The sequence below is a fragment of the Micromonospora sp. NPDC023966 genome (assembly GCF_040639095.1).
Classification (GTDB): domain Bacteria; phylum Actinomycetota; class Actinomycetes; order Mycobacteriales; family Micromonosporaceae; genus Micromonospora.
Map to the genome: position 1 here is coordinate 157,210 of NZ_JBEZZJ010000011.1, position 21,274 is coordinate 178,483.

General features: G+C 75.2%; 18 protein-coding genes and 1 pseudogene. 10 read left to right on the plus strand and 9 right to left on the minus strand.

Translation table 11 applies throughout. From position 1 onward, the window contains the following. A complete protein-coding gene (locus AB0F68_RS17265) occupies positions 1-1,443 on the minus strand; it encodes an FAD-dependent oxidoreductase (RefSeq protein ID WP_357338869.1) in 1,443 nt (480 codons plus the stop codon). Then, entirely contained in the window at positions 1,440-3,458 is a 2,019-nt protein-coding gene (locus AB0F68_RS17270; protein ID WP_357338986.1) for a molybdopterin oxidoreductase family protein, read from the minus strand. The genes AB0F68_RS17265 and AB0F68_RS17270 overlap by 4 nt, the downstream gene beginning before the upstream one ends. A gap of 234 nt (positions 3,459-3,692) precedes the next feature. Here AB0F68_RS17270 and AB0F68_RS17275 point away from each other — a divergent pair, with 234 nt between their 5' ends. The 7 genes from AB0F68_RS17275 to glmM all read left to right on the plus strand — a co-directional run bounded on the left by AB0F68_RS17275 (position 3,693) and on the right by glmM (position 9,099). Next, on the plus strand, positions 3,693-4,388 hold the full coding sequence (locus AB0F68_RS17275) for a class I SAM-dependent methyltransferase (RefSeq protein WP_357338871.1): 696 nt from the start codon (positions 3,693-3,695) through the stop codon (positions 4,386-4,388). A 48-nt stretch (positions 4,389-4,436) separates the two neighbouring features. Continuing rightward, positions 4,437-4,727, plus strand: a complete 291-nt coding sequence (locus tag AB0F68_RS17280; RefSeq protein WP_357338873.1) for a DUF6364 family protein — start codon at positions 4,437-4,439, stop codon at positions 4,725-4,727. Next, a complete protein-coding gene (locus tag AB0F68_RS17285) occupies positions 4,687-5,010 on the plus strand; it encodes a type II toxin-antitoxin system PemK/MazF family toxin (protein ID WP_357338894.1) in 324 nt (107 codons plus the stop codon). Before AB0F68_RS17280 ends, AB0F68_RS17285 begins: the two co-directional genes overlap by 41 nt. A 123-nt stretch (positions 5,011-5,133) precedes the next feature. Further along, entirely contained in the window at positions 5,134-6,504 is a 1,371-nt protein-coding gene (locus AB0F68_RS17290) for a nitrate/nitrite transporter (protein ID WP_357338896.1), read from the plus strand. A gap of 193 nt (positions 6,505-6,697) precedes the next feature. After that, positions 6,698-7,141 carry a 50S ribosomal protein L13 gene (gene rplM, locus AB0F68_RS17295; protein WP_357338898.1) on the plus strand — a complete coding sequence of 148 codons (444 nt, stop codon included), beginning with the start codon at positions 6,698-6,700 and terminating at the stop codon, positions 7,139-7,141. A 20-nt stretch (positions 7,142-7,161) separates the two neighbouring features. Further along, the gene (gene rpsI / locus AB0F68_RS17300; RefSeq protein ID WP_088991922.1) at positions 7,162-7,626 is read left to right on the plus strand and encodes a 30S ribosomal protein S9; all 465 of its coding nucleotides are present in this window, start codon (positions 7,162-7,164) and stop codon (positions 7,624-7,626) included. A gap of 117 nt (positions 7,627-7,743) precedes the next feature. After that, positions 7,744-9,099 carry a phosphoglucosamine mutase gene (gene glmM, locus AB0F68_RS17305; RefSeq protein ID WP_357338908.1) on the plus strand — a complete coding sequence of 452 codons (1,356 nt, stop codon included), beginning with the start codon at positions 7,744-7,746 and terminating at the stop codon, positions 9,097-9,099. Between the two features lie 5 nt (positions 9,100-9,104). On the opposite strand, the gene AB0F68_RS17310 is transcribed toward glmM, so the two are convergent. Beyond that, the gene (locus AB0F68_RS17310) at positions 9,105-9,851 is read right to left on the minus strand and encodes an ABC transporter ATP-binding protein (RefSeq protein WP_357338919.1); all 747 of its coding nucleotides are present in this window, start codon (positions 9,849-9,851) and stop codon (positions 9,105-9,107) included. A gap of 2 nt (positions 9,852-9,853) precedes the next feature. Then, entirely contained in the window at positions 9,854-12,688 is a 2,835-nt protein-coding gene (locus tag AB0F68_RS17315; RefSeq protein ID WP_357338922.1) for an FtsX-like permease family protein, read from the minus strand. 98 nt (positions 12,689-12,786) lie between these two features. Here AB0F68_RS17315 and AB0F68_RS17320 point away from each other — a divergent pair, with 98 nt between their 5' ends. Continuing rightward, positions 12,787-13,392: a helix-turn-helix transcriptional regulator gene (locus AB0F68_RS17320; protein WP_357338924.1), complete on the plus strand. Its 606-nt coding sequence runs from the start codon at positions 12,787-12,789 to the stop codon at positions 13,390-13,392. A gap of 99 nt (positions 13,393-13,491) precedes the next feature. On the opposite strand, the gene AB0F68_RS17325 is transcribed toward AB0F68_RS17320, so the two are convergent. The 3 genes from AB0F68_RS17325 to AB0F68_RS17335 form a co-directional block, all read right to left on the minus strand. Next, positions 13,492-14,601 (minus strand): beta-eliminating lyase-related protein, encoded by a 1,110-nt coding sequence (locus AB0F68_RS17325; protein ID WP_357338926.1) that lies wholly within the window; start codon positions 14,599-14,601, stop codon positions 13,492-13,494. Continuing rightward, complete coding sequence (locus tag AB0F68_RS17330) at positions 14,598-15,785, minus strand: pyridoxal phosphate-dependent aminotransferase (RefSeq protein WP_357338928.1); 1,188 nt, start codon at positions 15,783-15,785, stop codon at positions 14,598-14,600. The genes AB0F68_RS17325 and AB0F68_RS17330 overlap by 4 nt, the downstream gene beginning before the upstream one ends. A 90-nt stretch (positions 15,786-15,875) precedes the next feature. After that, positions 15,876-16,901: an MmpS family transport accessory protein gene (locus AB0F68_RS17335; RefSeq protein WP_357338930.1), complete on the minus strand. Its 1,026-nt coding sequence runs from the start codon at positions 16,899-16,901 to the stop codon at positions 15,876-15,878. Between the two features lie 298 nt (positions 16,902-17,199). Between AB0F68_RS17335 and glmS the strand changes: the two genes are divergently transcribed. Together glmS and AB0F68_RS17345 are read left to right on the plus strand one after the other, a co-directional pair. Further along, positions 17,200-19,113, plus strand: coding sequence for a glutamine--fructose-6-phosphate transaminase (isomerizing) (glmS, locus tag AB0F68_RS17340; RefSeq protein ID WP_357338932.1), 1,914 nt, complete (start codon positions 17,200-17,202; stop codon positions 19,111-19,113). A 190-nt stretch (positions 19,114-19,303) separates the two neighbouring features. Next, on the plus strand, positions 19,304-19,576 hold the full coding sequence (locus AB0F68_RS17345) for a hypothetical protein (RefSeq protein WP_357338934.1): 273 nt from the start codon (positions 19,304-19,306) through the stop codon (positions 19,574-19,576). Here the strand turns inward: AB0F68_RS17345 and AB0F68_RS17350 are convergent. Continuing rightward, positions 19,471-20,958 (minus strand): annotated as a pseudogene (locus AB0F68_RS17350) (alpha/beta hydrolase); the annotation flags it as partial. The gene AB0F68_RS17345 and the pseudogene AB0F68_RS17350 sit on opposite strands and share 106 nt — an antisense overlap. Further along, positions 20,955-21,251: a type VII secretion target gene (locus AB0F68_RS17355; protein WP_357338936.1), complete on the minus strand. Its 297-nt coding sequence runs from the start codon at positions 21,249-21,251 to the stop codon at positions 20,955-20,957. The pseudogene AB0F68_RS17350 and the gene AB0F68_RS17355, both read right to left, overlap by 4 nt. Positions 21,252-21,274: the final 23 nt, after the last annotated feature.

Genomic DNA, 21,274 nt, shown 5'->3' on the forward strand with positions numbered 1-21,274 from the left:
TCATCGCGCCGCCACCGGATCGACCTCGGCGAGCCACCCGGCGATGCCGGCCACCGCGTCGCGGCAGCCGCCGCAGCCGGTGGCCGCCCGGGTCGCCGCGGACAGTTCCGCGACGGTCCGGGCGCCGGCGCGCCAGCACGCCACCAGGGCGCCCTTGCTGACGTCGTTGCACTGGCACACCGTGGCCGCGTCCGGCATCAGCGCCGGGGACGCGGCGGGGGTGGCCGGGGCGGCGCCGAACGCCCGCCCGAGCAGCAGCGACCGCCGGTCCACCGGCACCGGCGCGCCCCGGTCGAAGAGCTGCACCACCGTGCCGACCGCCGGGTTGTCGCCGAGCAGGATCGCCCCGGTCAGCCGCTTGTCGCGGATCCGCAGCCGGGCGTACGTGCCCCGGGCCGGGTCGGCGAAGGTCAGCTCCTCGACCGGCCCGCCCCCGTCCGGCGCGCCGGCCGCGTCGCCCATGGCGGCCAGGTCGATGCCGGCCGCCTTGAGCCGGGTCACCACCGGCCGCGGCCGGTAGCGCACCAGCGGGTCGTCGCCGGTCAGCACCTCGGCCACCACCCGGGCCTGCGCCCACGCCGGGGCGACCAGGCCGGTCAGCGTCCCGTCGTGCTGGGCGCAGTCACCGATGGCCGAGATCCGCCGGTCGCTGGTGCGCATCCGGTCGTCCACCACCACGCCCCGCTCCACGGCCAGCCCGGCGGCGGCGGCCAGCGCGGTCTCCGGCCGTACGCCGCAGGAGAGGACCAGCAGGTCGGCCGCGAGCGAGTCGCCGTCGCCGAGGTCGAGGCGGACGCCGTCGGCGTCGGCGGCCACCCCGGTCGCCGTGACGCCCAGCCGGGTGCGCACCCCGAGCCCGGCGAGGGTGCCGGCGAGAACCGCTCCGGCCGGCTGGTCGAGCTGCCGTTCCATCAGGTGCCCGACCGGATGCACCACGGTCACGGCCAGGCCCCGGGCGGCGAGCCCGCGGGCCGCCTCCAGCCCGAGCAGCCCGCCGCCGAGCACCAGCGCGCTGCGGGCGCCCCGGGCGGCGGCGAGGATCCGCCGGCAGTCGTCCAGGGTGCGGAACGGGACCACCCGGTCGGGGAGCGGGTCGAGCCCGGGCAGCGGGGGCACCAGGGCCCGGCTGCCGGTGGCCAGGACCAGGTGGTCGTAGCCGTGCCGGTCGCCGTCGGCGGTGCGTACCTCGCGGGCGGCCCGGTCGATGGCGGTGACGGCCGTGCCGGTGCGCACGTCCGCGCCCTGCCCGGCGACCTCGGCCAGCTCCACGTCCGGCTCGTCGATCTTCCCGGCGAGGAGGGTGGAGAGCATGATCCGGTTGTACGCCCGGTGCGGTTCCGCCCCGAGCACGGTGACCTTGCGGTCCCCGTCCCGGGCGTGCAGTTCGGCGGCGAGGCGGGCGCCCGCCATGCCGTATCCCACGATGACGATTCGCTCGGTCATGCCTTCTCCACCCGGACGGCGCAGATCTTGAACTCGGGCATCCCGGAGACCGGGTCGACGGCGTCGTTGGTGACGGAGTTGGCCCGCGCCGCGCCCGGCCAGTGGAACGGCGCGAAGACGGTGTCCGGCCGGATCGCCGCGCTGAGCCGGGCCGGCGCGCGCAGCTCGCCCCGGCGGGAGACCACCCGGACCTCCTCGCCCTCGGCCACGCCGAGCCGGCCGGCCAGGTCGGGGTGCAGCTCGACGAAGCCGCCGGGGGCGGCCCTGCGCAGCGCGGCGACCCGCCGGGTCTGCGCGCCGGACTGGTAGTGGGCGAGCACCCGGCCGGTGGTGAAGTGCAGCGGGTACTCGGCGCAGACCGGCTCGGCGGCCGGCCGGTGGGTCACCGCGCGGAACCGGGCCCGACCGTCGGGGGTGGGGAACCGGTCGGCGAAGAGGCGCGGGGTGTCGGGGCCGTCCTCGTCCGGGCAGGGCCAGAAGACGCCGGTGTCCGCGTCGATCCGGTCCCAGCTCACCCCGGCGTAGTCGGCCGGCCCGCCGGCCGAGGCGCGGCGCAGCTCGGCGAAGACCGCCGCCGGGTCGGTAGGGAACGCGCCGGGCGCGTCGAGGCGGGCCGCCAGCCCGGCGAGGACGGCGAGGTCGGAGCGGACCCCGGGGGGCGGCTCGCGCAGCGCGCGGCGGCGCAGCACCCGACCCTCCAGGTTGGTCATCGTGCCGTCCTCCTCGGCCCACTGGGCGACGGGCAGCACCACGTCGGCCAGGTCGGCGGTCTCCGAGCGCAGGAAGTCGGCCACCACCAGCAGGTCCAGGTCGCGTAGCCGGGACTCGATCCGGGCCGCGCGGGGCGCGGACACCACCGGGTTGGAGCCGAAGACCAGCAGCGCCCGGGGGCCGTGCGCGGTGCCGAGCGAGTCGAGGAGCTGGTAGGCCGGAACGCCGGCTCCGGGCAGCGCCGCGGGGTCGACCCCCCACACCCCGGCCACGTGCTCGCGGGCCGCCGGGTCATCGATCCGCCGGTAGCCGGGAAGCTGGTCGGCCTTCTGCCCGTGCTCCCGGCCGCCCTGCCCGTTGCCCTGCCCGGTGAGGCAGCCGTACCCGGAGCCGGGGCGGCCGGGCAGGCCCAGGGCGAGCGCCAGGTTGATGAACGCCGTGACCGTGTCCACGCCCTTGGCGTGCTGCTCCGCCCCCCGGGCGGTGAGGATGACCGCGCGGTCCACGGTGGCCAGGGCCCGGGCGGTCGCCTCCAGGTCGGCCACCGGCACCCCGGAGAGGCGCTCCACCTCGGCCGGCCAGCAGCCGGCCACGGTCCGCCGGACCTCGTCGAAGCCGGTGGTCCGGTCGGCCACGTACGCCCGGTCGAGCCAGCCCTCGGTGAGCGCGATGTGCAGCAGCGCGTTGGCCACCGCCAGGTCGGTGCCGGGCAGCGGTTGCAGGTGCAGGTCCGCCTGGCGGGCGGTGGCGGTGAGCCGGGGGTCGACCACGATCAGCCGGCCGCCCCGCTCGCGCTGGTCGGCGACGTGGCGCATCAGCGGCGGCATGGTCTCGGCCGGGTTCGCGCCGACCAGCAGCAGGGTGTCCGCCCGGCCGAGGTCGGCGAGGGGGAACGGGAGCCCCCGGTCGACGCCGAAGGCACGCATCCCGGCCGCCGCGGCCGAGGACATGCACCAGCGTCCGTTGTAGTCGATGTGCCGGGTGCCCAGCGCCACGCGGGCGAACTTGCCGAGCGCGTACGCCTTCTCGTTGGTCAGCCCGCCGCCGCCGAAGACCGCGACCGCGTCCCGCCCGTGCCGCTCCTGGACCGCCCGCAGCCCGGCGGTCACCCGGTCGAGGGCCTCGTCCCAGCTCGCCGGGCGCAGCTCGCCCCCGGGCCGGCCACGCAGCAGGGGGGTGGTCAGCCGGTCCGGGTGGTCGAGCAGGTCGGCGGCGGTCCAGCCCTTCTGGCAGAGGCCGCCGCGGTTGGTGGGGAAGTCCCGGGGCCCGACCTCGATCCGCTCCCCGGTGTCGCGCAGCACCATGCCGCACTGGAGCGCGCAGTACGGGCAGTGCGTGGCCGCCTCCCGGGGTCGTACCCCCGGTCGCGTCGCCAGGCGTGCACCGTCTGTCATGTCGGAAGCGTGCCGGGGGGCGGTTTCCGCTCCGGGTCCCTTCTGTTTCGGTCCTGTCAAGAGCACCTCACACCGCACGGGAGTGACGGACCGGTCGGAACGGCCTAGAATGTGGGACGAGTATCTCGGATATTGGGAGGCGCGATGAGTGTGGCGGACGCGTTCGACGCGGTGGCGGGGAGCTACGACGCGGCCCGGCGCCGGCTGGTGCCCTGCTTCGACGCCTTCTACGGCACGGCGGTCGAGGTGGCCGCGCCGCCGCTGCGGGCGGCGCTCGCCGCGGGGCGTACCCCCGAGGTGCTGGACCTGGGCGCGGGCACCGGCCTGCTCTCCCTGCTGCTGACGGCGGCGATCCCAGGGGTCCGGCTGACCCTGGTCGACGCGGCGCCCGGCATGCTCGCGGTGGCCACCGGCCACCTGGCCGCCCGCGGGGTGCCGCACCGCACGGTGCTGGCCGACCTGGCCGACCCGCTGCCCGCCGGCCGCTACGACGCGGTGGTCTCCGCGCTGGCCATCCACCATCTCGACGACGACGGCAAGCGGGCGCTCTACCGGCGGGCGGCCGAGGCGCTGGCGCCGGGCGGCGTCTTCGTCAACGCCGAGCAGGTGGCCGGGCCGACCCCGGCCCTGGACCGGCGCTACGACGAGGTCTGGACGGCCCGGATCACCGAGTTGGGTTCGGACGCCGCGGAGATCGCCGGGGCCCGGGAGCGGATGCGGCGCGACCGGCCGGCGCCGGTGGCCGACCAGTGCCGCTGGCTCGCGGAGGCCGGGCTGGTCGACGTGGACTGCTTCTTCAAGGAGTGGCGGTTCGCGGTGTTCGGCGGTCGCCGTCCCTGAGCGTGACCGGCTGTCCGGTTCGGCGACGGGCGCAAGCGGGGATGACTGATGGTCATACCGATGGGTAATCTGTCCGGCATGACCGCCAAGGTGACACTGTCGTTCTCCGACGAGACGATCGAGGAGGCGCGCCGGTTCGCCAAGCGGGAAGGGCTCTCCCTCTCCGCCTGGATGGACCAGGCCGCCCGCGAGAAGGCGCTGCGCGAGGTCTTCACCGCGCACGCCGAGGCGGTCGCCCGCGCCGGTCTGGACCTGGAGTCCGCCGCCCTGGCCGACGCCCAGGAGGTCGCACTGGTCGATGACGCGCTGTTCGGGGGCGGGCGCCCGCGTGTTGCGTAGGGGAGAGATCTGGCGCATCTCCGGCGCCCGGGAACGGCTCGGCCTGGTCATCAGCTCCGACGTCTACAACTCCACCGCCGTGCCGATCGTGATCGTGGTCGAGGTGGTCGACGAGTCACTGCTGCGTGATTCGCCCCTGGCCGTGCGGATGGGCGGCTACGTGGTGATGCCTGACCGGCTCTCCTCGCCCATGAAGAAGTGGTTCACCGAGTGCGTGGACGTGGCCGACACCGAGACCATGCAGCGGGTCGGCCGCGCGCTGCGCATCCTCCAGGAGATCTGAGGCGTTTCACCGCCGCCCTCCGGCGGACGTGCGATCTCCGTTTCCGGACCGACCCGCGACGGGCACGGCCGGGAAACCGCCCGTTCCTAGCGTCCCCCTCGTCATCGACGAGGAGGAGTCGCCGTGAGCACGCTCGCTTCCCCCACCCTGGCCCCGGCCGCCGCCGGGCGCTCGGGACGGATCACCGAATGGCGTCCGGAGGACCCGGAGTTCTGGGCCACGACCGGCGCGCCGGTCGCCCGCCGCAACCTGTACGTCTCGATCTTCGTCGAGCACGTCGGCTTCTCCGTGTGGAGCCTCTGGTCGGTGATGGTGCTCTTCCTGGGCCCCGAGTACGGCCTCGACCCGGCCGGGAAGTTCCTGCTCACCGCCGTGCCGGCCGCGCTGGGAGGGGTGCTGCGGCTGCCCTACACGCTGGCCGTGGCCCGGTTCGGCGGGCGGAACTGGACCATCGTGAGCGCGCTGCTGCTGCTGGTGCCGGCCGTGCCCATGGCGGTGCTGATCGAGCCCGGCGTGTCGTACGCCACGCTCATGGTGCTGGCCTGCCTGACCGGCGTCGGCGGCGGCAACTTCGCCTCCTCCATGGCCAACATCAACCTGTTCTTCCCCGAGCGGCTCAAGGGCCGGGCGCTCGGGCTCAACGCCGGCGGCGGCAACCTCGGCGTGCCGGCCGTACAGCTCGTCGGGCTGGCGGTGCTGGCCAGCGCCGGAGCCGCGTACCCCCGGCTGGTGCCGGCGGTCTACCTGCCGCTGATCGTGCTCGCGGCGCTCGCCGCGGCGCGCGGGCTGGACAACGTCCCCGGGGCGCGCAACGAGCCCGGCGCCCTGCGCGCGGCGGCCCGCGACCCGCACACCTGGGTGATGTCCCTGCTCTACATCGGCACCTTCGGCTCGTTCATCGGCTTCGGTTTCGCCTTCGGCCAGGTGCTCCAGCTCCAGTTCCACGACCGGTTCCCGACCCCGGTCGACGCCGCCTGGCTGACCTTCCTCGGGCCGCTGATCGGCTCGCTGATCCGGCCGTTCGGCGGCCACCTCGCCGACCGGCTCGGCGGGGCCCGGGTCACCTTCTGGAACTTCGTGGCGATGGCCCTCGGCGCCGCGCTGGTCCTGTACGCCGCCCGGGACCGGTCCTTCCCGCTCTACCTGGCCGGGTTCCTGGCGCTGTTCGTCTTCTCCGGGGTCGGCAACGGGTCGACCTACAAGATGATCCCGGCGATCTTCCGGGCCCGGGCCTTGGCCGAGGCGGAGCTGACCGGGGGCCGGGAGGGGGCCGAGCGGCGGGCCCGGCGGCTCTCCGGGGCGCTGATCGGCATCGCCGGGGCGGTCGGCGCCTCGGGCGGGGTGCTGGTGAACGTGGCGTTCCGGCAGTCGTTCCTGACTGCCGGCACCGCCGACGCCGCCTACCTGGCCTTCATCGGCTGGTACGCGCTCTGCTTTCTGGTGACCTGGGTGGTGTACCTGCGGCCGGGGCCGCGTAAGCTGTCCGGCGTGTGACCTCCGCCATGGGGAAAAGGCGCAGGCCACGCGGGGTGACACCCCGTTTTGACCTGCCGCCGGGCGGCCGGGTATCGTTGCCTGCTGTTGTACGACATTCTTAGGCGTGCCGCATCAGGTACGCTTGGTCGTTCGTGCGCGCCTGGTCACCTCGGCGCGCGACCCCAGACCGACGACGAGACAAGGTAGACCTGTGCGTACGTACAGCCCGAAGCCGGGTGAGATCGAGCGTCAGTGGCACGTCATCGACGCCTCTGATGTCGTGCTGGGCCGCCTCGCGACCCACGCCGCCACGCTGCTGCGTGGTAAGCACAAGCCGACTTTCGCGCCGCACGTCGACACGGGCGACTTCGTCGTCATCGTGAACGCGGGCAAGGTCGCGCTGACCGGCAACAAGCGGCAGACCAAGATCGCTTACCGCCACTCCGGCTACCCGGGTGGTCTGAAGCAGGTCGGCTACGACGAGCTGCTGACCAAGCGGCCCGAGCGGGCCATCGAGCTGGCCGTGAAGGGCATGCTCCCGCACAACAAGCTGGGCCGTCAGATTCTCAAGAAGCTGAAGGTCTACGCCGGTGCCGAGCACCCGCACGCCGCGCAGCAGCCGGTGCCGTTCGAGATCAAGCAGATCGCGCAGTGAGCGCGGGCGAAGGAAGCAGCATGACCGACATCACCGCCACCGAGGTTGCCCCCGAGGCCACCGAGGCGCCGGCGCCCGTCGCCCGCGCGCCTCGTGGCGACCGCCCGATCCAGACCGTGGGTCGGCGCAAGGAGGCCATCGTCCGGGTCCGCATCGTCCCGGGCAGCGGCAAGATCACCTGCAACGGCCGCGACCTCGAGGCCTACTTCCCGAGCAAGGTGCACCAGCAGCTCATCAAGGACCCGCTGGTCACCGCCGAGAAGCCCGAGGCCTTCGACGTGATCGCCAACCTGCGGGGCGGCGGCACCACCGGCCAGGCCGGCGCGCTGCGGCTCGCCATCGCCCGGGCGCTGATCGTCAGCGAGCCCGACGACCGCCCGGCCCTGAAGAAGGCCGGCTTCCTGACCCGTGACGCCCGGGTCAAGGAGAGCAAGAAGTACGGCCTCAAGAAGGCCCGTAAGGCTCCCCAGTACTCGAAGCGCTGATCACCAGCAGCGCCTTGTACTTCTGACGGACGGCCGGGTCCGCCTCCCTTCCCGGGGAGGTGGCCCGGCCGTTCCGCTTTTCTCCTCTCAACGGCAGTTCATCGGAGGTTGGCGGGTATGGGCCGGTTGTTCGGCACGGACGGCGTACGCGGGCGGGCGAACGCGGATCTCACCCCGGAGTTGGCGCTCGCGGTGGCGGTGGCCGCCGCCCACACACTGGCCGAGACCGACAAGAGCCATCCGCCGCTCGCCGTGGTCGGCCGGGACACCAGGGCCAGCGGCGAGATGCTGGAGGCCGCCGTGGTCGCGGGGCTGACCAGCGCCGGCGCCAACGTGGTCCGGGTCGGCGTGCTGCCCACCCCCGCGGTCGCGTTCCTCACCGCCGAGGCCAAGGCAGACCTGGGCGTGATGCTCTCCGCCTCGCACAATCCGATGCCGGACAACGGCATCAAGCTCTTCGCCGCCGGCGGGCACAAGCTGCCCGACGAGATCGAGATGCGGATCGAGGCCGCCGTCGAGGCGAACGCCACCACCGCCTGGGAGCGCCCGATCGGCGCCGGGGTCGGCCGGGTGCACGACCTGCTCGACGGCGCCGACCACTACGTCCAGCACCTGGTCGGCACCGTGCCGCACCGGCTGGAGGGGATCAAGGTCGTGGTCGACTGCGCCAACGGCGCGGCCGCCGAGGTCGCCCCGGTGGCATACCAGGAGGCCGGCGCCGAGGTGATCGCCATCTACGCCGAGCCGGACGGCCTGAACATCAACGACGACTGCGGCTCCAACCACATCGACGCGCTGCGCGCCGCCGTCGTCGAGCACGGCGCGCACCTCGGCATCGCCCACGACGGCGACGCCGACCGCTGCGTCGCGGTCACCGCCGACGGCGAGGAGGTCGACGGCGACCAGGTCATGGCGATCCTCGCCCTGGCCATGCGGGAGGCCGGCGAGCTGACCCAGGACACCCTGGTCGCCACCGTGATGAGCAACCTCGGCCTGCGGCTGGCCATGTCCGCGCAGGGCATCCGGCTGGTCGAGACCAAGGTCGGCGACCGGTACGTGCTGGAGGAGCTGCGCGCCTCCGGGCTGGCGCTGGGCGGCGAGCAGAGCGGGCACATCGTGATGCCGGCGTACGCGACCACCGGCGACGGCGTGCTCACCGGCCTGCACCTGATGTCGCGGATGGCCGCCACCGGCAGGTCCCTCGCCGACCTGGCCGCCGTGGTCACCAAGCTGCCCCAGGTGCTGATCAACGTGCCGGTCGGCGACCGCACGGTCGGCGCCGCCGCACCGGGCGTCCGCGCCGAGGTGGAGCGGGCCGAGGCAGAGCTGGGCGAGACCGGCCGGGTGCTGCTCCGCCCGTCCGGCACCGAGCCGCTGGTGCGTGTCATGGTCGAGGCCGCCACCGAGGCGACCGCCCGGGCCGTCGCCGAGCGCATCGCGGATCAGGTCCACAGCGCCAGCCCGGTGGCCTGACCCGGTTACAGACGCAGCCGCGTGATCCGGTCGTACGTGTCGGCCGGGTCCTCGCCGTCGGTGAGGTCCACGTCTTCGACCAGCCGGCCGTCGCCGAGACGGATCAGACGGTCGCACCGGGCGGCGATCGCCTGTTCGTGAGTGGCGAGCAGGATCGTCATCCCGTGCTGGTCGCGCAGGTCGAGCAGCAGGTCGAGGATCTGGGCGCCGCTGGTCGAGTCGAGGTTGCCGGTCGGCTCGTCGGCCAGCAGGAGCCGGGGCGCGCCCATCAGGGCCCGGGCGATCGCCACCCGCTGCTGCTGGCCTCCCGAGAGCTGGGCGGGCAGCGCGCGTTCCCGGCCGGCCAGCCCCACCGCGTCCAGCAACTCGCGGGCGCGGACCGTGTGGTCGGCGCGGCCCCGACGGGGCAGAACCGGCGCGATCACGTTGTCCAGCACGGTCCGCGCCGGCAGCAGGTGGTAGCGCTGGAAGACGAAACCGACCCGCTGGCGGTACCGGGCCAGCGCGGCCCGGCGGAGCGCGGTGACCTCCACGTCGTCCACCGTCACCGTGCCGCGGTCCGCCTGCTCGATCGCACCGATGAGGTGCAGCAGCGTGGACTTGCCGGAGCCGCTCGGCCCGGTCAGCGCCACCACCGATCCCGGCGTGATCTCCAGCGAAACGTCGTCGACGGCGGTGAGCCGCTCGGTGCCGCTGCGGAACTGCCGGACGAGCCCGGCGGTACGTACCGTACTGCCCGTCGTCGCATCCATGATCACTCCTCTGCCAGCAGTCGTGCGGTGGGAAGGCGGCGCAGCAGCGCGGCCGGGACGAGCGCGGCCAGGCAGGTGACCAGCACTCCGGCCAGCGCCGTGGCGGCGGCCACCGCCACCAGCGCCGCCGGCAGGTCGCCGACCAGCCAGGCGGCTCCGAGGAGCCCGAGGCCGGCGCCGGTGACCGCGCCGAGCGCGCCGAGCGCGAAGCCCTCGTAGCCGACCAGACGCGCCAACGCGGCGTCGGTCCAACCGGTGGCACGCAGCGTGGCGAGTTCGGCGGCGCGGTCCCGGATGTTCAGGTAGAGCACGTCGGCGACCGCGCCGGCCCCGAGCAGCACCGTGGCCCCCGCCGCGAGGGCGTCGGCGCCGCGCACGCCGAGCGAGACGGTGTCGCCGAGCAGACTTCCCACGATGGCGCCGCGGAAGGCGTACGCGGCGGCGGCCACCACCGTCAGCGCGGCCACCCCGATGGCCAGAGCGCCGGCACCGAGCAGGGTGCGGCCGGGCGTCCGCACCAGGTTCACCAGGGCCAGGCCGGGCAGGGTGCGCGGTCGGCGTACCCACCGGGCGTTGACCACCGGGGGGCGCAACGCGGCGGCCGGGTGGGCGCGCGCGGCTCGCAGCGCCGGCGCCACGCCGGCGACCAACGCCAGCAGCAGAGCCACCGGTACGGCGAGCAGCGCCCGCGGCCAGTCGACGCCGATGTCCAGGGCCACGCCGAGCGGGAACGCCAGACCGACGGAGAGCAGCCCGGCGGCGACACCCAGCGCGGCGACCTCGCCGAGGATCAGCGCGCCGATCCGGCGGGCCGGCCAGCCCAGGCAGGCCAGAACCGCCAGCTCGGGACGGCGGTCCCGGACCGCGGCGGACACCGCGTTGCCGAGGAAGAGCACGCAGACCACCAGCACCAGAAGGAAGAGTGCCGTGCTCTTGCGGTCGACGGCCTTCGTGATGACGGCGGCCACGCCGAGCGCCGACCAGTTCTCGCTCAACCGCAGCGCGGGACGGCCGAACGCGCCGGCCGGCAGCTCCACGGTCTGCGGCGCGGGAGAGGACCCGAGGGTGATGTCGACGTCGAGGCCGGTGGTCTGGGTGATCCGCTCGGCGATGAGTCGGACCCGCTCGGCGGAGCGCTCGCTGTAACCCTGCACGTCGGCGACCCGGACCCGGATCGCGCTGATCGGCGCGGTGCGCTGCGCGGTGCCGCCGCCCTCCAGCAGCTTGGGCAGGCTGGCCAGGTTGGTCAGTAGCAACGGTGGCGCGGAGAGGTAGCCGGCCGGGTTGCCGCTCGGCTCCAGCGGCCGGCCGCCCAGCGCGGCCCGGCTGCGCTCGTCGGCGCCCTCGGCCTTCGGCGGCTCGTACGTCTCCAGCGGCACCTCGCCCAGGTCGCTGAAGCCGGTCAGCTTCTCCGGGTCGAACACGCCGACCGCCCGCCACTGCCGGAACGGGGTGATGGCCCCGCCGCTGGGCAGGGGAAGCCGGCGCAGGGTACGCGCCCCGACGTCCTCCGTGAGCCAGGGACGGGGCAGCCAGCTGAAGTCGCGTTCGTTCCCGAAGACCTCCGGTGCGGCCGGCGGCACCGCGGCGGCTCGCAGCTCGCCGCCGGGTCGCTCGTCGTACGCCACGACACCGGGCTGCGTGATGATCTGCAGCTGCCCGAAACAACATTCACCCTGCTCGGAGATCCCTGCCGCGAGCTGGCTCCGATAGGCGTCCGCCAGTTCCGCCCGGGCCACCCCGGCCGGCGTGCCGGCTGCCCGCCGGAGCCCCTCCTCCAGCTCGATGGCCGGCATTCCGGCCGGCCGGGCGGCGGGCAGCCGGGTGAGCCTGGCCCGCAGCTCGCTGTCGAGATAGGGGCGACTGGTGGCCAGCACCGGAACCGACCGGTTGCGGGCGGTGCCGAGCAGCCTCTCGCTCACCGCGTCGCCGGCCCGCAGGGGGCGGCCGTCCACCACGCTGCCCGCCAGGCCGACGAGGCGCTGTTCCGCGTCCGGGTCGACGGCGGCGAGCAGGAACGGCACGGTGACCGCCTCGGACACGGTCAGGCGGTCGGCGGTGGCGGTGGAGCCGTCACCGTCTCGTGTCAGGACGCCGTTCTCCGCCGCGAAGCGGCCGTCCGGCAGCAGCCGGACCGGGACCACCCACCAGTTGTCCCGCTCGGAGAGCGTGCCGCGGTTGCCGATCAGGGCGCCGCGCTGTGGGTCGCAGATCGGCCGGCTGCTGCCGTCCGGCAGCACCTCGCGCGCGACCGGTCCGCAGACGTCGTCCACCCGGTAGCGTCGGCCGTCGCTGTAGCGGAACTCGCTCAGATCCGCCGGGTCGAAGACCGGATAGATGAGGGGGTGCTTGGTCACGTACACGTAGCGCGGCCTGCCCGGCGCGGCGGACAGGCCGCGCTCGGCGACATAGGTGGGGTCGAGCCGGATCACCTGCCGGTCGAGTGACCGGTCGACCGCCGCGGTGAAATCCAGCCGCATTGGGACCGCCGAGGTCGAGTAACCGATCATCGCGATGGGCGCCGCCACGTCCACTCCGGCGATTGCCTTGACCCGCTCGTACTGGGTCGTGGTGATGCCGCCGTACGTGTCCGAGAGGTAGTTGGGCCGCACCAGGCCGCGCGTCGCCTCCAGCGGCGTGCGCGTCCCCTTCGGACGGACCAGGATGTCGTAGGCCGCTCGGGTGTTCCGCTCGACGGTGCCGGTGACGGCCAGCCGCGAGGTGGTGGTGGCCCCGGTCAGCACGACGAAGCCGGTGGTCGCCACCAGCACGCCGACCAGCAGCGCCACCGACCGTCCCGCACGGCCACGAAGCTGCCCCCAGATGACGTGGAACATTCGCGCCTCCCCGTGTGCTGACTCACACGGTGCGCGATACATTGTGACAATGCAAGGCCCCTTCGGGGTGCCTGTCCGGAACCGGATCGGAGGAGACGGTGGCGATCCAGCACGCGGTCCTGGCCCTGCTCGCCCGCGGCCCCAGCTACGGCTACGAGCTGAAGGGCGCCTTCGAGGGGGCGGTCGGCCCGCAGTGGGGCCCGCTCAACATCGGGCACCTCTACCAGATCCTCGACCGGCTCTCCCGGGACGGACTGGTGGTCGCCGAGCGGCAGGCCCAACCGGTCAAGCCCGACCGGGTGGTCTACGAGATCACCCCGGCCGGCCGGACCGAGCTGGACCGCTGGCTCGCCGAGCCCAGCCCGCGCAGCGGCGGCTTCCGGGACGACTTCTTCCTCAAGGTCACCGCCGCGGCCCGGTCCGGCGAGGCTGCCGTCGTCCGGACCGTGCTCGCCAATCAACGCGCTCACCTGCTGCGGGAGCTGCGCAACCTGGACGGGCTGCGCCGCCGTTCCGAGGACCCGGTGGTCCGGCTGCTGCTCTCCGCCGCAGCCCGGCACGTCGAGGCGGATCTCGCCTTCGTCGACGACGCCGAGGCGGCGCTGCTCGCCGACGGGGGTGCCGTGCTCCGGGCGTTGGCGACAGACCGGCCGGGCCCGGCGACGCCGACAGCGGAAGCCCGCCCCGCGCGTTCCACCGGCTGACCCGGCCGCGGCGCTCCACGGGCCGGCCTGCTGCGGGGCGCTGCCCCACTCGCACGGATAGCCGTGCCCGGCCCGGAACGGCGGGCCGTCAGGCCGGGGTCAGCGGGACGCCACCCGGCGCAGGAACCGGTCGGCGAGGTCGAGGATCTGATCGGGGTCCAGCTCCAGCGCGGGTCCGGCCACCGTCACCTCGGTCAGCGCCAGGCCGGGCACCTCGGTGTCCCGCCAGCCGCCGGCGAACCACGCCTTCTCCTCCTCGGCGAGGGCGAGGTTGGCCGCGTTCAGGTCGTCGGCCGGATACGGCAGCCACAGCCGGAACTGGTGGGTGTGCGGCGGCGCCGGGTGGACCCGGGCGCCGGGCACGGCGGCCAGCGCCTCGGCCACCCGCTTCGCGTGCGCCACGTAACCGGCCAGCCGGGGCAGCTCCCGCTCCAGGCCGGTGAGCGCGGCGAGGGCCGCCGGCCACTGCTGGAACAGGGTGCCCCCGTAGCGGTGCCGCCAGGCGCGGGCGTACCGGACCAGCTCGGCGTCGCCGGCCAGGGCAGCGCCGGAGTGGCCGCCGAGGGACTTGTAGAACGAGACGTACGTGCTGTCGGCCAGGGCCGCGATCTCGTCCGCCGAGTGCCCCAGGTGGACGGTGGACTCCCAGAGCCGGGCCCCGTCCAGGTGCACCCGGGCCCCCCGCTCCCGGGCCACGCCGGTCACCGCGACCAGCTCGTCCCAGCTCGGCAGGACGAAGCCGGCGTCGCGCAGCGGCAGCTCCAGGAAGAGCGTGCCGATCGGCTCGTCGAGCGCGGCCATCTCCTCGGCCGTCGGGTTGCGCGGCGCCTCGGTGGTCCGCACCGCCCGCAGCCCGCCGAGCACCGCGTACGCGTCGCGCTCGTGCAGCAGCGGGTGACTGAGCGGGTGCAGGCCGACCCCGTCCCGGCCGGTCAGCTCGGCGCCGTAGCGCATCGCGACCTGCTGGGCCATGGTGCCGGTGGGAAAGAAGGCGGCCGCCTCCGCGCCGAGCAGCTCGGCGACCCGCTGCTCCAGCTGCTCCACCGCCCCGCCCTCGCCGTAGAAGTCGGGCAGCAGGTCCTCCGGGACGGCCGCCCCGAGGGCCGCGAGCTGCTCCCGCACCGAGGTCGGCCGGACGCCGGAGAGCACCGTGTCGCAGCCGCGCTGCGCGGCGAGCCGGCGCATCCGGTCGGCGTACGCGTCGGTCATCCGTCCTCCTTGAGCCCGCGCAGCCGGGTGACCGCCTCGGTGAGCACCTCGGGCCGCTTGCAGAACGCGAACCGGACCAGCCGCCGGCCCGCCTCCGCGTCGTCGTAGAAGACCTGGGTCGGCACCGCCACCACGCCGCAGCGCTCCGGCAGCGACCGGCAGAACTCCACCCCGTCCCGCCCGCCGAGCGGGGTGACGTCGGCGGTGACGAAGTATGTCCCCTCCGGTGCGAGCACCCCGAACCCGGCGTTGGTGAGGCCGGCGACGAGCTGGTCCCGCCGCTGTTGCATGCCGGCGGCGAAATCGGCGAAGTACGCGTCCGGCAGGCCGAGCGCCACCGCCACGGCCGGTTGCAGCGGGCCGGCGTTGACGAAGGTGAGGAACTGCTTCACCCGCAGCACCGCGGCGACCAGCGGCGCCGGGCCGCTCACCCAACCGACCTTCCAGCCCGTGCACGAGAACGTCTTGCCCGCCGAGGAGATGCGGAGCGTCCGCTCCCGCATGCCGGTGAGCGTCGCCAGCGGCAGGTGCGGGGCGGCGGCATCGGTGAAGACCAGGTGCTCGTAGACCTCGTCGGTGACCGCGTACGCGCCGTGCTCCTGGCACAGCTCGGCGACCAGGGCCAGCTCGTCGGCGGTGAACACCTTGCCGGTCGGGTTGTGCGGGGTGTTCAGCAGCACCAGCCGGGTACGCGGCCCGAACGCCGCCCGCAGCTCCGCCGGGTCGAAGGCGTACCGGCCGTCGGCGGCGGGACGCAGCGTCACCGGGCGGCGGACCGCGCCGGCCAGGGCGATCGAGGCGGCGTACGAGTCGTAGTAGGGCTCGAAGCAGACCACCTCGTCGCCCGGCTCACAGAGAGCGAGGATGCTCGCCGCGATCGCCTCGGTGGCGCCCGCGGTCACCACGATCTCGCCGTCCGGGTCGTACTCCAGGTCCCAGAACCGGCGCTGGTGGGCCGCGACGGCCGCGCGCAGCGCCGGGATGCCCGGGCCCGGCGGGTACTGGTTGTGGCCGGAGCGCAGCGCCTCGGCGGCCGCGGCGAGCATCTCCGGCGGGCCGTCGGTGTCGGGGAAGCCCTGCCCGAGGTTGACCGCGCCGGTGCGCACGGCCAGCGCCGACATCTCGGCGAAGATCGTGGTGCCGAACGGCCGCATCCGGGCCACCAGTGGATCGGTCGTCGTCACGCCGGCCAGCCTACGGCCCGCCGCCGACGCCGCAAGACGGCCGTGTCCCGGCCCCGCCGCCCCCATGACGGCGTGTCCCGGCCGCCGGCGTCACCAGCCGAAGCAGGTCGCCCCGTACTCGCCCGAGTCCTGCGAGACGACCTTCCCGTTGATGGTGATCCGGCAGCTCGCCTCGCCCGAGTCGGTCGGCGACGCGATGATCTGCACCCGTTCCCGGTCGTTCGCGGTGAACGCCAGCCGCCATGGCGACCGCACCCCGTCGAGCTGGAGGAAGTCGGCGTTGGCGTCGTAGAACTGCACGTCGACGGCGGCGGTGCCGGTCACCTCGTAGACCACGGTGAACCGGCCCGGCCCGGCGGACGGGGTGGTGGCGGGGACCGGCGGCGCGGAGTCCGTGGGCTCCCAGGGAAGGTCGTCGTCGAACTCCGGACGGTCGTACGGCTGCCCCGAGGTGGTCTGGTCGTCCAGGAAGCTGCCGAGCGCGCCGAGACCGACGCAGCCGCAGAAGGCGAGCACCAGGGCGACGACCACGGTCACCACGACGGCCACCACCCACCCGCCGGTCGACCGGCGCGGGGGCGCTCCGGGGTAGGCGTACGGCGGCGGGTAGCCGGCCGGGGGCCATCCCGGCGCGGGAGCGCCGCCGGACCATCCGGGAGCCGGACCGCCGCCCGGCCATCCCGGAGCCGGAGCGCCCCCGGGCCAGGGCGGCGTGGGCGCGGCGTTCGGGGTGCCGGCCGGGTCCACCGGCGGGACGGCCGGGCGCGGCGTGCCGCCCGGTGCGTCCGGACCGGCGGGTGGCGGTGCCGCACCCGGCGTTGCCCAGCCGGCCGGGCTCGGGGCCGCCCCGGGGGCCGCCCAGCCGGCCGGACCCGGCACTGTCCCCGGGCCGGGCGGGGGCGTTCCGGTGCCACCCGGCGCGGCTGACCCGGGCGGGGACCAGGGGCTCTGGGTCCAGGGCGCGGGCGCCCACTGGGCGGGCGGCGCCCAGGGCTGCGGGGCGGCGAGCGGGTCCGGCGGCCGCCAGGCGGTGGGTTCGGGGCCGGCCGGCGGGGCGGTCGGGTCGTTCGGGCCGGCGCTGTTTTCCGGCTCGGGGGTGGGGGTCGTCTCGGACATCGGCTCAGCTCGCAGGGGACGGCGCGGACGACCGCGGGGGTGGCGGGGCCGGGTGTCGCCCCGACCAGGGCCCTCAATGTACGGCTCGATGACCAGTCCGCACGTACCCGCACGCGGGTGCCGGGCCGGGGCCGACCCGAGCCGCCCGCCCTCGGTCCGGTGCCCGGACCCGGTCGCCCCACCGTCGGGGTGGTTTGTCCGATCCTCGCCATCCGCTCACCGGTTCGCTCAAATTCAGTGATCGTTAACCCGAGTTCCGAGCACGCGCGGTGAGCGAAACTGGGTTAGGCTGCGGACCATGTGTGGAATCGTGGGTTACGCCGGTGCGCGCCCGGCGCTCGGCATCGTGCTGGACGGACTGCGGCGGCTGGAGTACCGCGGCTACGACTCGGCGGGTGTCGCGGTCGTCTGCGACGACGAGCTGCTGATCGAGAAGAAGGCCGGCAAGCTGGCCAACCTGGAGAAGGTTCTCGCCGAGCGCGCCGCCAGCGACCCGGAGTCCTGCGCCGCCAGCCCGATCGGCATCGGCGACGGGACCACCAGCATCGGCCACACCCGGTGGGCCACCCACGGCGGCCCGACCGACCGAAACGCCCACCCGCACCTCTCCCCGGACGGCCGGGTCGCCGTGATCCACAACGGCATCATCGAGAACTTCGCGAAGCTCCGCGCCGAGCTGGAGGCCGACGGCGTCGAGTTCGCCAGTGACACCGACACCGAGTGCGCCGCGCACCTGCTCGCCCGCTCGCTGGCCGACCTGCGCTCGGCCGGCGAGGTCGACAGCCCGCAGCTGCTCGCCTCCGCCATGCGGCTGGTCTGCCAGCGGCTGGAGGGCGCCTTCACGCTGCTCGCCGTCGACGCCGGCATCCCCGGCGCGGTGGTCGGCGCCCGGCGCAACTCGCCCCTGGTGGTCGGCCGCGGCGACGGCGAGAACTACCTGGCCAGCGACGTGGCCGCGTTCATCGAGCACACCCGCGACGCGGTGGAGCTGGGCCAGGACCAGATCGTCCTGATCACGCCGGAGAACATCGAGATCACCGACTTCGCCGGCCAGCCCGCGACCGGCAAGGACTTCCACATCGACTGGGACTCGTCCGCCGCCGAGAAGGGTGGCTACGACTGGTTCATGCTCAAGGAGATCGAGGAGCAGCCGCAGGCGATCGCCGACACGCTGCTCGGCCGGCTCACCGAGACCGGCGAGATCGCCCTCGACGAGGTCCGCCTCAGCGAGCAGGACCTGCGCGACGTCGACAAGATCTTCATCGTGGCCTGCGGCACCTCGTACCACGCCGGCCTGGTCGCCAAGTACGCCATCGAGCACTGGACCCGGATCCCCTGCGAGGTGGAGCTGGCCAGCGAGTTCCGCTACCGCGACCCGGTGCTGGACCGGTCGACGCTGATCGTGGTCATCTCGCAGTCCGGCGAGACCATGGACACCCTGATGGCGCTGCGCCACGCCAAGGACCAGAAGGCCCGGGTGCTGGCCATCTGCAACACCAACGGCTCGACCATCCCACGCGAGTCCGACGCGGTGCTCTACACCCACGGCGGCCCCGAGATCGCGGTCGCCTCCACCAAGGCGTTCCTCACCCAGGTCGTCGCCTGCTACCTGATCGGCCTGCACCTGGCCCAGGTGCGCGGGATCAAGTTCGCCGACGAGGTGGGCGCGGTGGTGGCCCAGCTCCAGGAGATGCCGGGCAAGCTGCGCGAGCTGCTCGACCGGATCGAGCCGGTCCGCGAGCTGGCCCGCGACCTGAAGTCCGAGCCGACCGTGCTGTTCATCGGCCGGCACGTGGGCTACCCGGTGGCCCTCGAAGGTGCGCTGAAGCTCAAGGAGCTGGCGTACATGCACGCCGAGGGCTTCGCCGCCGGTGAGCTGAAGCACGGCCCGATCTCGCTGATCGACAAGGGCACGCCGGTCATCTGCATCGTGCCGTCGCCGGTCGGCCGGGGCATGCTGCACGACAAGGTCGTCTCCAACATCCAGGAGGTGCGCGCCCGCGGCGCCCGCACCATCGTGATCGCGGAGGAGGGCGATGAGGCGGTGGTCCGCTACGCCGACCACCTGATCTACGTGCCGCGCACGCCGACGCTGCTGGCGCCGCTGGTGACCACGGTGCCGCTCCAGGTGCTCGCCGCCGAGATCGCCGCCGCCCGCGGGCACGACGTCGACCAGCCCCGGAACCTGGCCAAGTCGGTCACCGTCGAGTAGTCGACCCGGTCGCGGCCCCTCCCTCCCAGGGCGGAGGGGCCGCGCCGTTTCCGGCCCCCGTGCGGTCATTGGCCCAGCACGATCCGGGCCATCCCGTCCAGGGCCGGGTTGCCGGGATCCCAGTAGCCGGCGTGCCCGTGGTGCCCGCTGGGAAAGCGCCGGCCGCCGAAGCCGGGGGGTGCTCGGGTCGGTGCCGAACCAGAGCCGGTCGTGGTGCGGGTCGAGCAGCGCCGCCGCCGGGCCGAGCGGCGTGCCGGCCAGCACCGCCCGGCGGGCCAGCTCGTCGGGCGGCCGGGCCAGCCGGATCACGTCGTCGGGCGCGGTGGCGGCCCAGACCTGGCCGGGCGGCATCCGCAGCTCGGCGGCGTGGTCGACGCCCACCCCGGGGGAGCCGACGAAGACCAGGGCGTCGGCGCTCAGCCCGTGGTCGCGGGCCGCGGTGCCGACCACCAGCGAGCCGTAGCTGTGCCCGAGCACCGTCTGCCGGGCCGGCGGCCCCTCGTGCGAGGCGCGCAGCCCCTCCTGGAACCGGTGCAGGGCCGGCCCGGCCTCCTCGGCCTGCCGGCCGCGCGCCGCCTCCGGCAGGAAGTCCGGCGCGTCGTAGTCCAGCCAGAGCACGGCCGCCGCCTCGGCCCCCGGCCCGAGCGCCGTGCACCGGTCCAGCACCCGGGCGGCCCGGCCCAGCTCGCCCGGAACGTCGGCGAGGTCCGCGGTCATCCCCGGGACGTACGTCACCACCGCACCGGCCCGGTCGGGGTTGCCGAGCGCCACCACCGCCCGCCCGTCTCCGCCCGGGTCCAGCCCCAGCAGGTACGCCCGCGGCGCCCCGGGGGCGGCCAGCCGGTCGCCGAGCCCGTCGAGGCCGCGCAGCGCCGCCTCCACCGCGGTGAGCCGGGCGAGCCGGGCCAGTTCGAGCGGCCCGGCCGGCAGTGGGCGGAGCAGCGCCGCCCGCCGTGCCAGCAGCTCCGCCCGCCGCCGGGTCAGCAGCAGCCGATTGGCCTGGTCGCGGGCCGCCACCGGCAGGCCGTCGAGGCGGCCGACCCGGTCCGGCTCGTGGCTGACCAGCCACCGGCGCTCGGCCGGGGTGAGGCCGGCCCACCAGCGGCTCACCTCGGCCGGACCGGCTCCGGGCGACGGCCGCCAGGCCGGCGGGACGCGCACCCAGCCGGTCGCCGCCGCCGTCGCCAGCTCCGCCAGCCGTCCGGCCGCCTCCCGGTCCGCCGCGCCGGCCAGCGCCAGCGCGTCGCGGATCTCGGCGCCCACCCGCGCCACCGCCGGGCCGACCGGGGCGGCGGACCGGGGACGGGCCGGATCGGGCCGGACCGCCCCGGCCCGGTCCACCACCAGGCCGCCCGCGTCGGCGTGCGCCACGGCGGCGCCGAGCCGGGCCTTGGCCGCGCCCACCCGGGCGGCGAACTCGGCGAGCACCTGGTCGACCTCGACGAGCGCGGGCAGCACGTCGGTCAGCGCGGCACGCAGCTCGCCGATCCGCCCCTGGGCGGTGGTCGAGGCCGCGCCGGACCAGCCGGGACGTAGCGCGCCGATCCGCGCGGTCAGCCCGTCGGCCCGGCGTCGGACCGGGCCGGTCAGCCCTCGCCAGGCCGCCCCGGCGGCGGCCCAGGCCCCCGGGTCGGCCCGCCAGAGCTGCGCGTACCCGATCGGCGACACCTCGGCCGCCCGCTCCCGACCCCCGGCGGGTGGGCGCGTTCGCCCGGGCGGCCGGCCCGGGGGGCCGCCGGCCGGGGGTGCCGGCTTTCCGGCCGCCGGATGCTGCCGCCGCGCCACCGGGCCGTTCGGCGCCCGGCCGCCCCGCGCGGCCGCCCGCGGGCCCGCGGCCGTGCTCATCGGGGGATCCCGGCGAGACGGCGGGCGGCCCGCTCGTCCACCGCCTCGTAGCCGTCGGCGGCGGCCCGGACCGCCTCGGCGGTGGCCGCCAGCCGGGCGGCGAGCGACCCGCGCCAGCACTGCACCGCCGCCTCCAGGTCGGCCAGCGCCACGCCGGCCCACCAGCCGTCGGCCGGCACCACCAGCCCCGGCTCGACGGCCGGCCCGCGGGCCAGCCGATATGCGTCGTCGACCAGCTCCCGGGCCACCCCACGCAACAGCTCGGGCTCGACGCTGAACGGCTCCTCGCCCATGGCGACCTCCCTGCAACCCGACG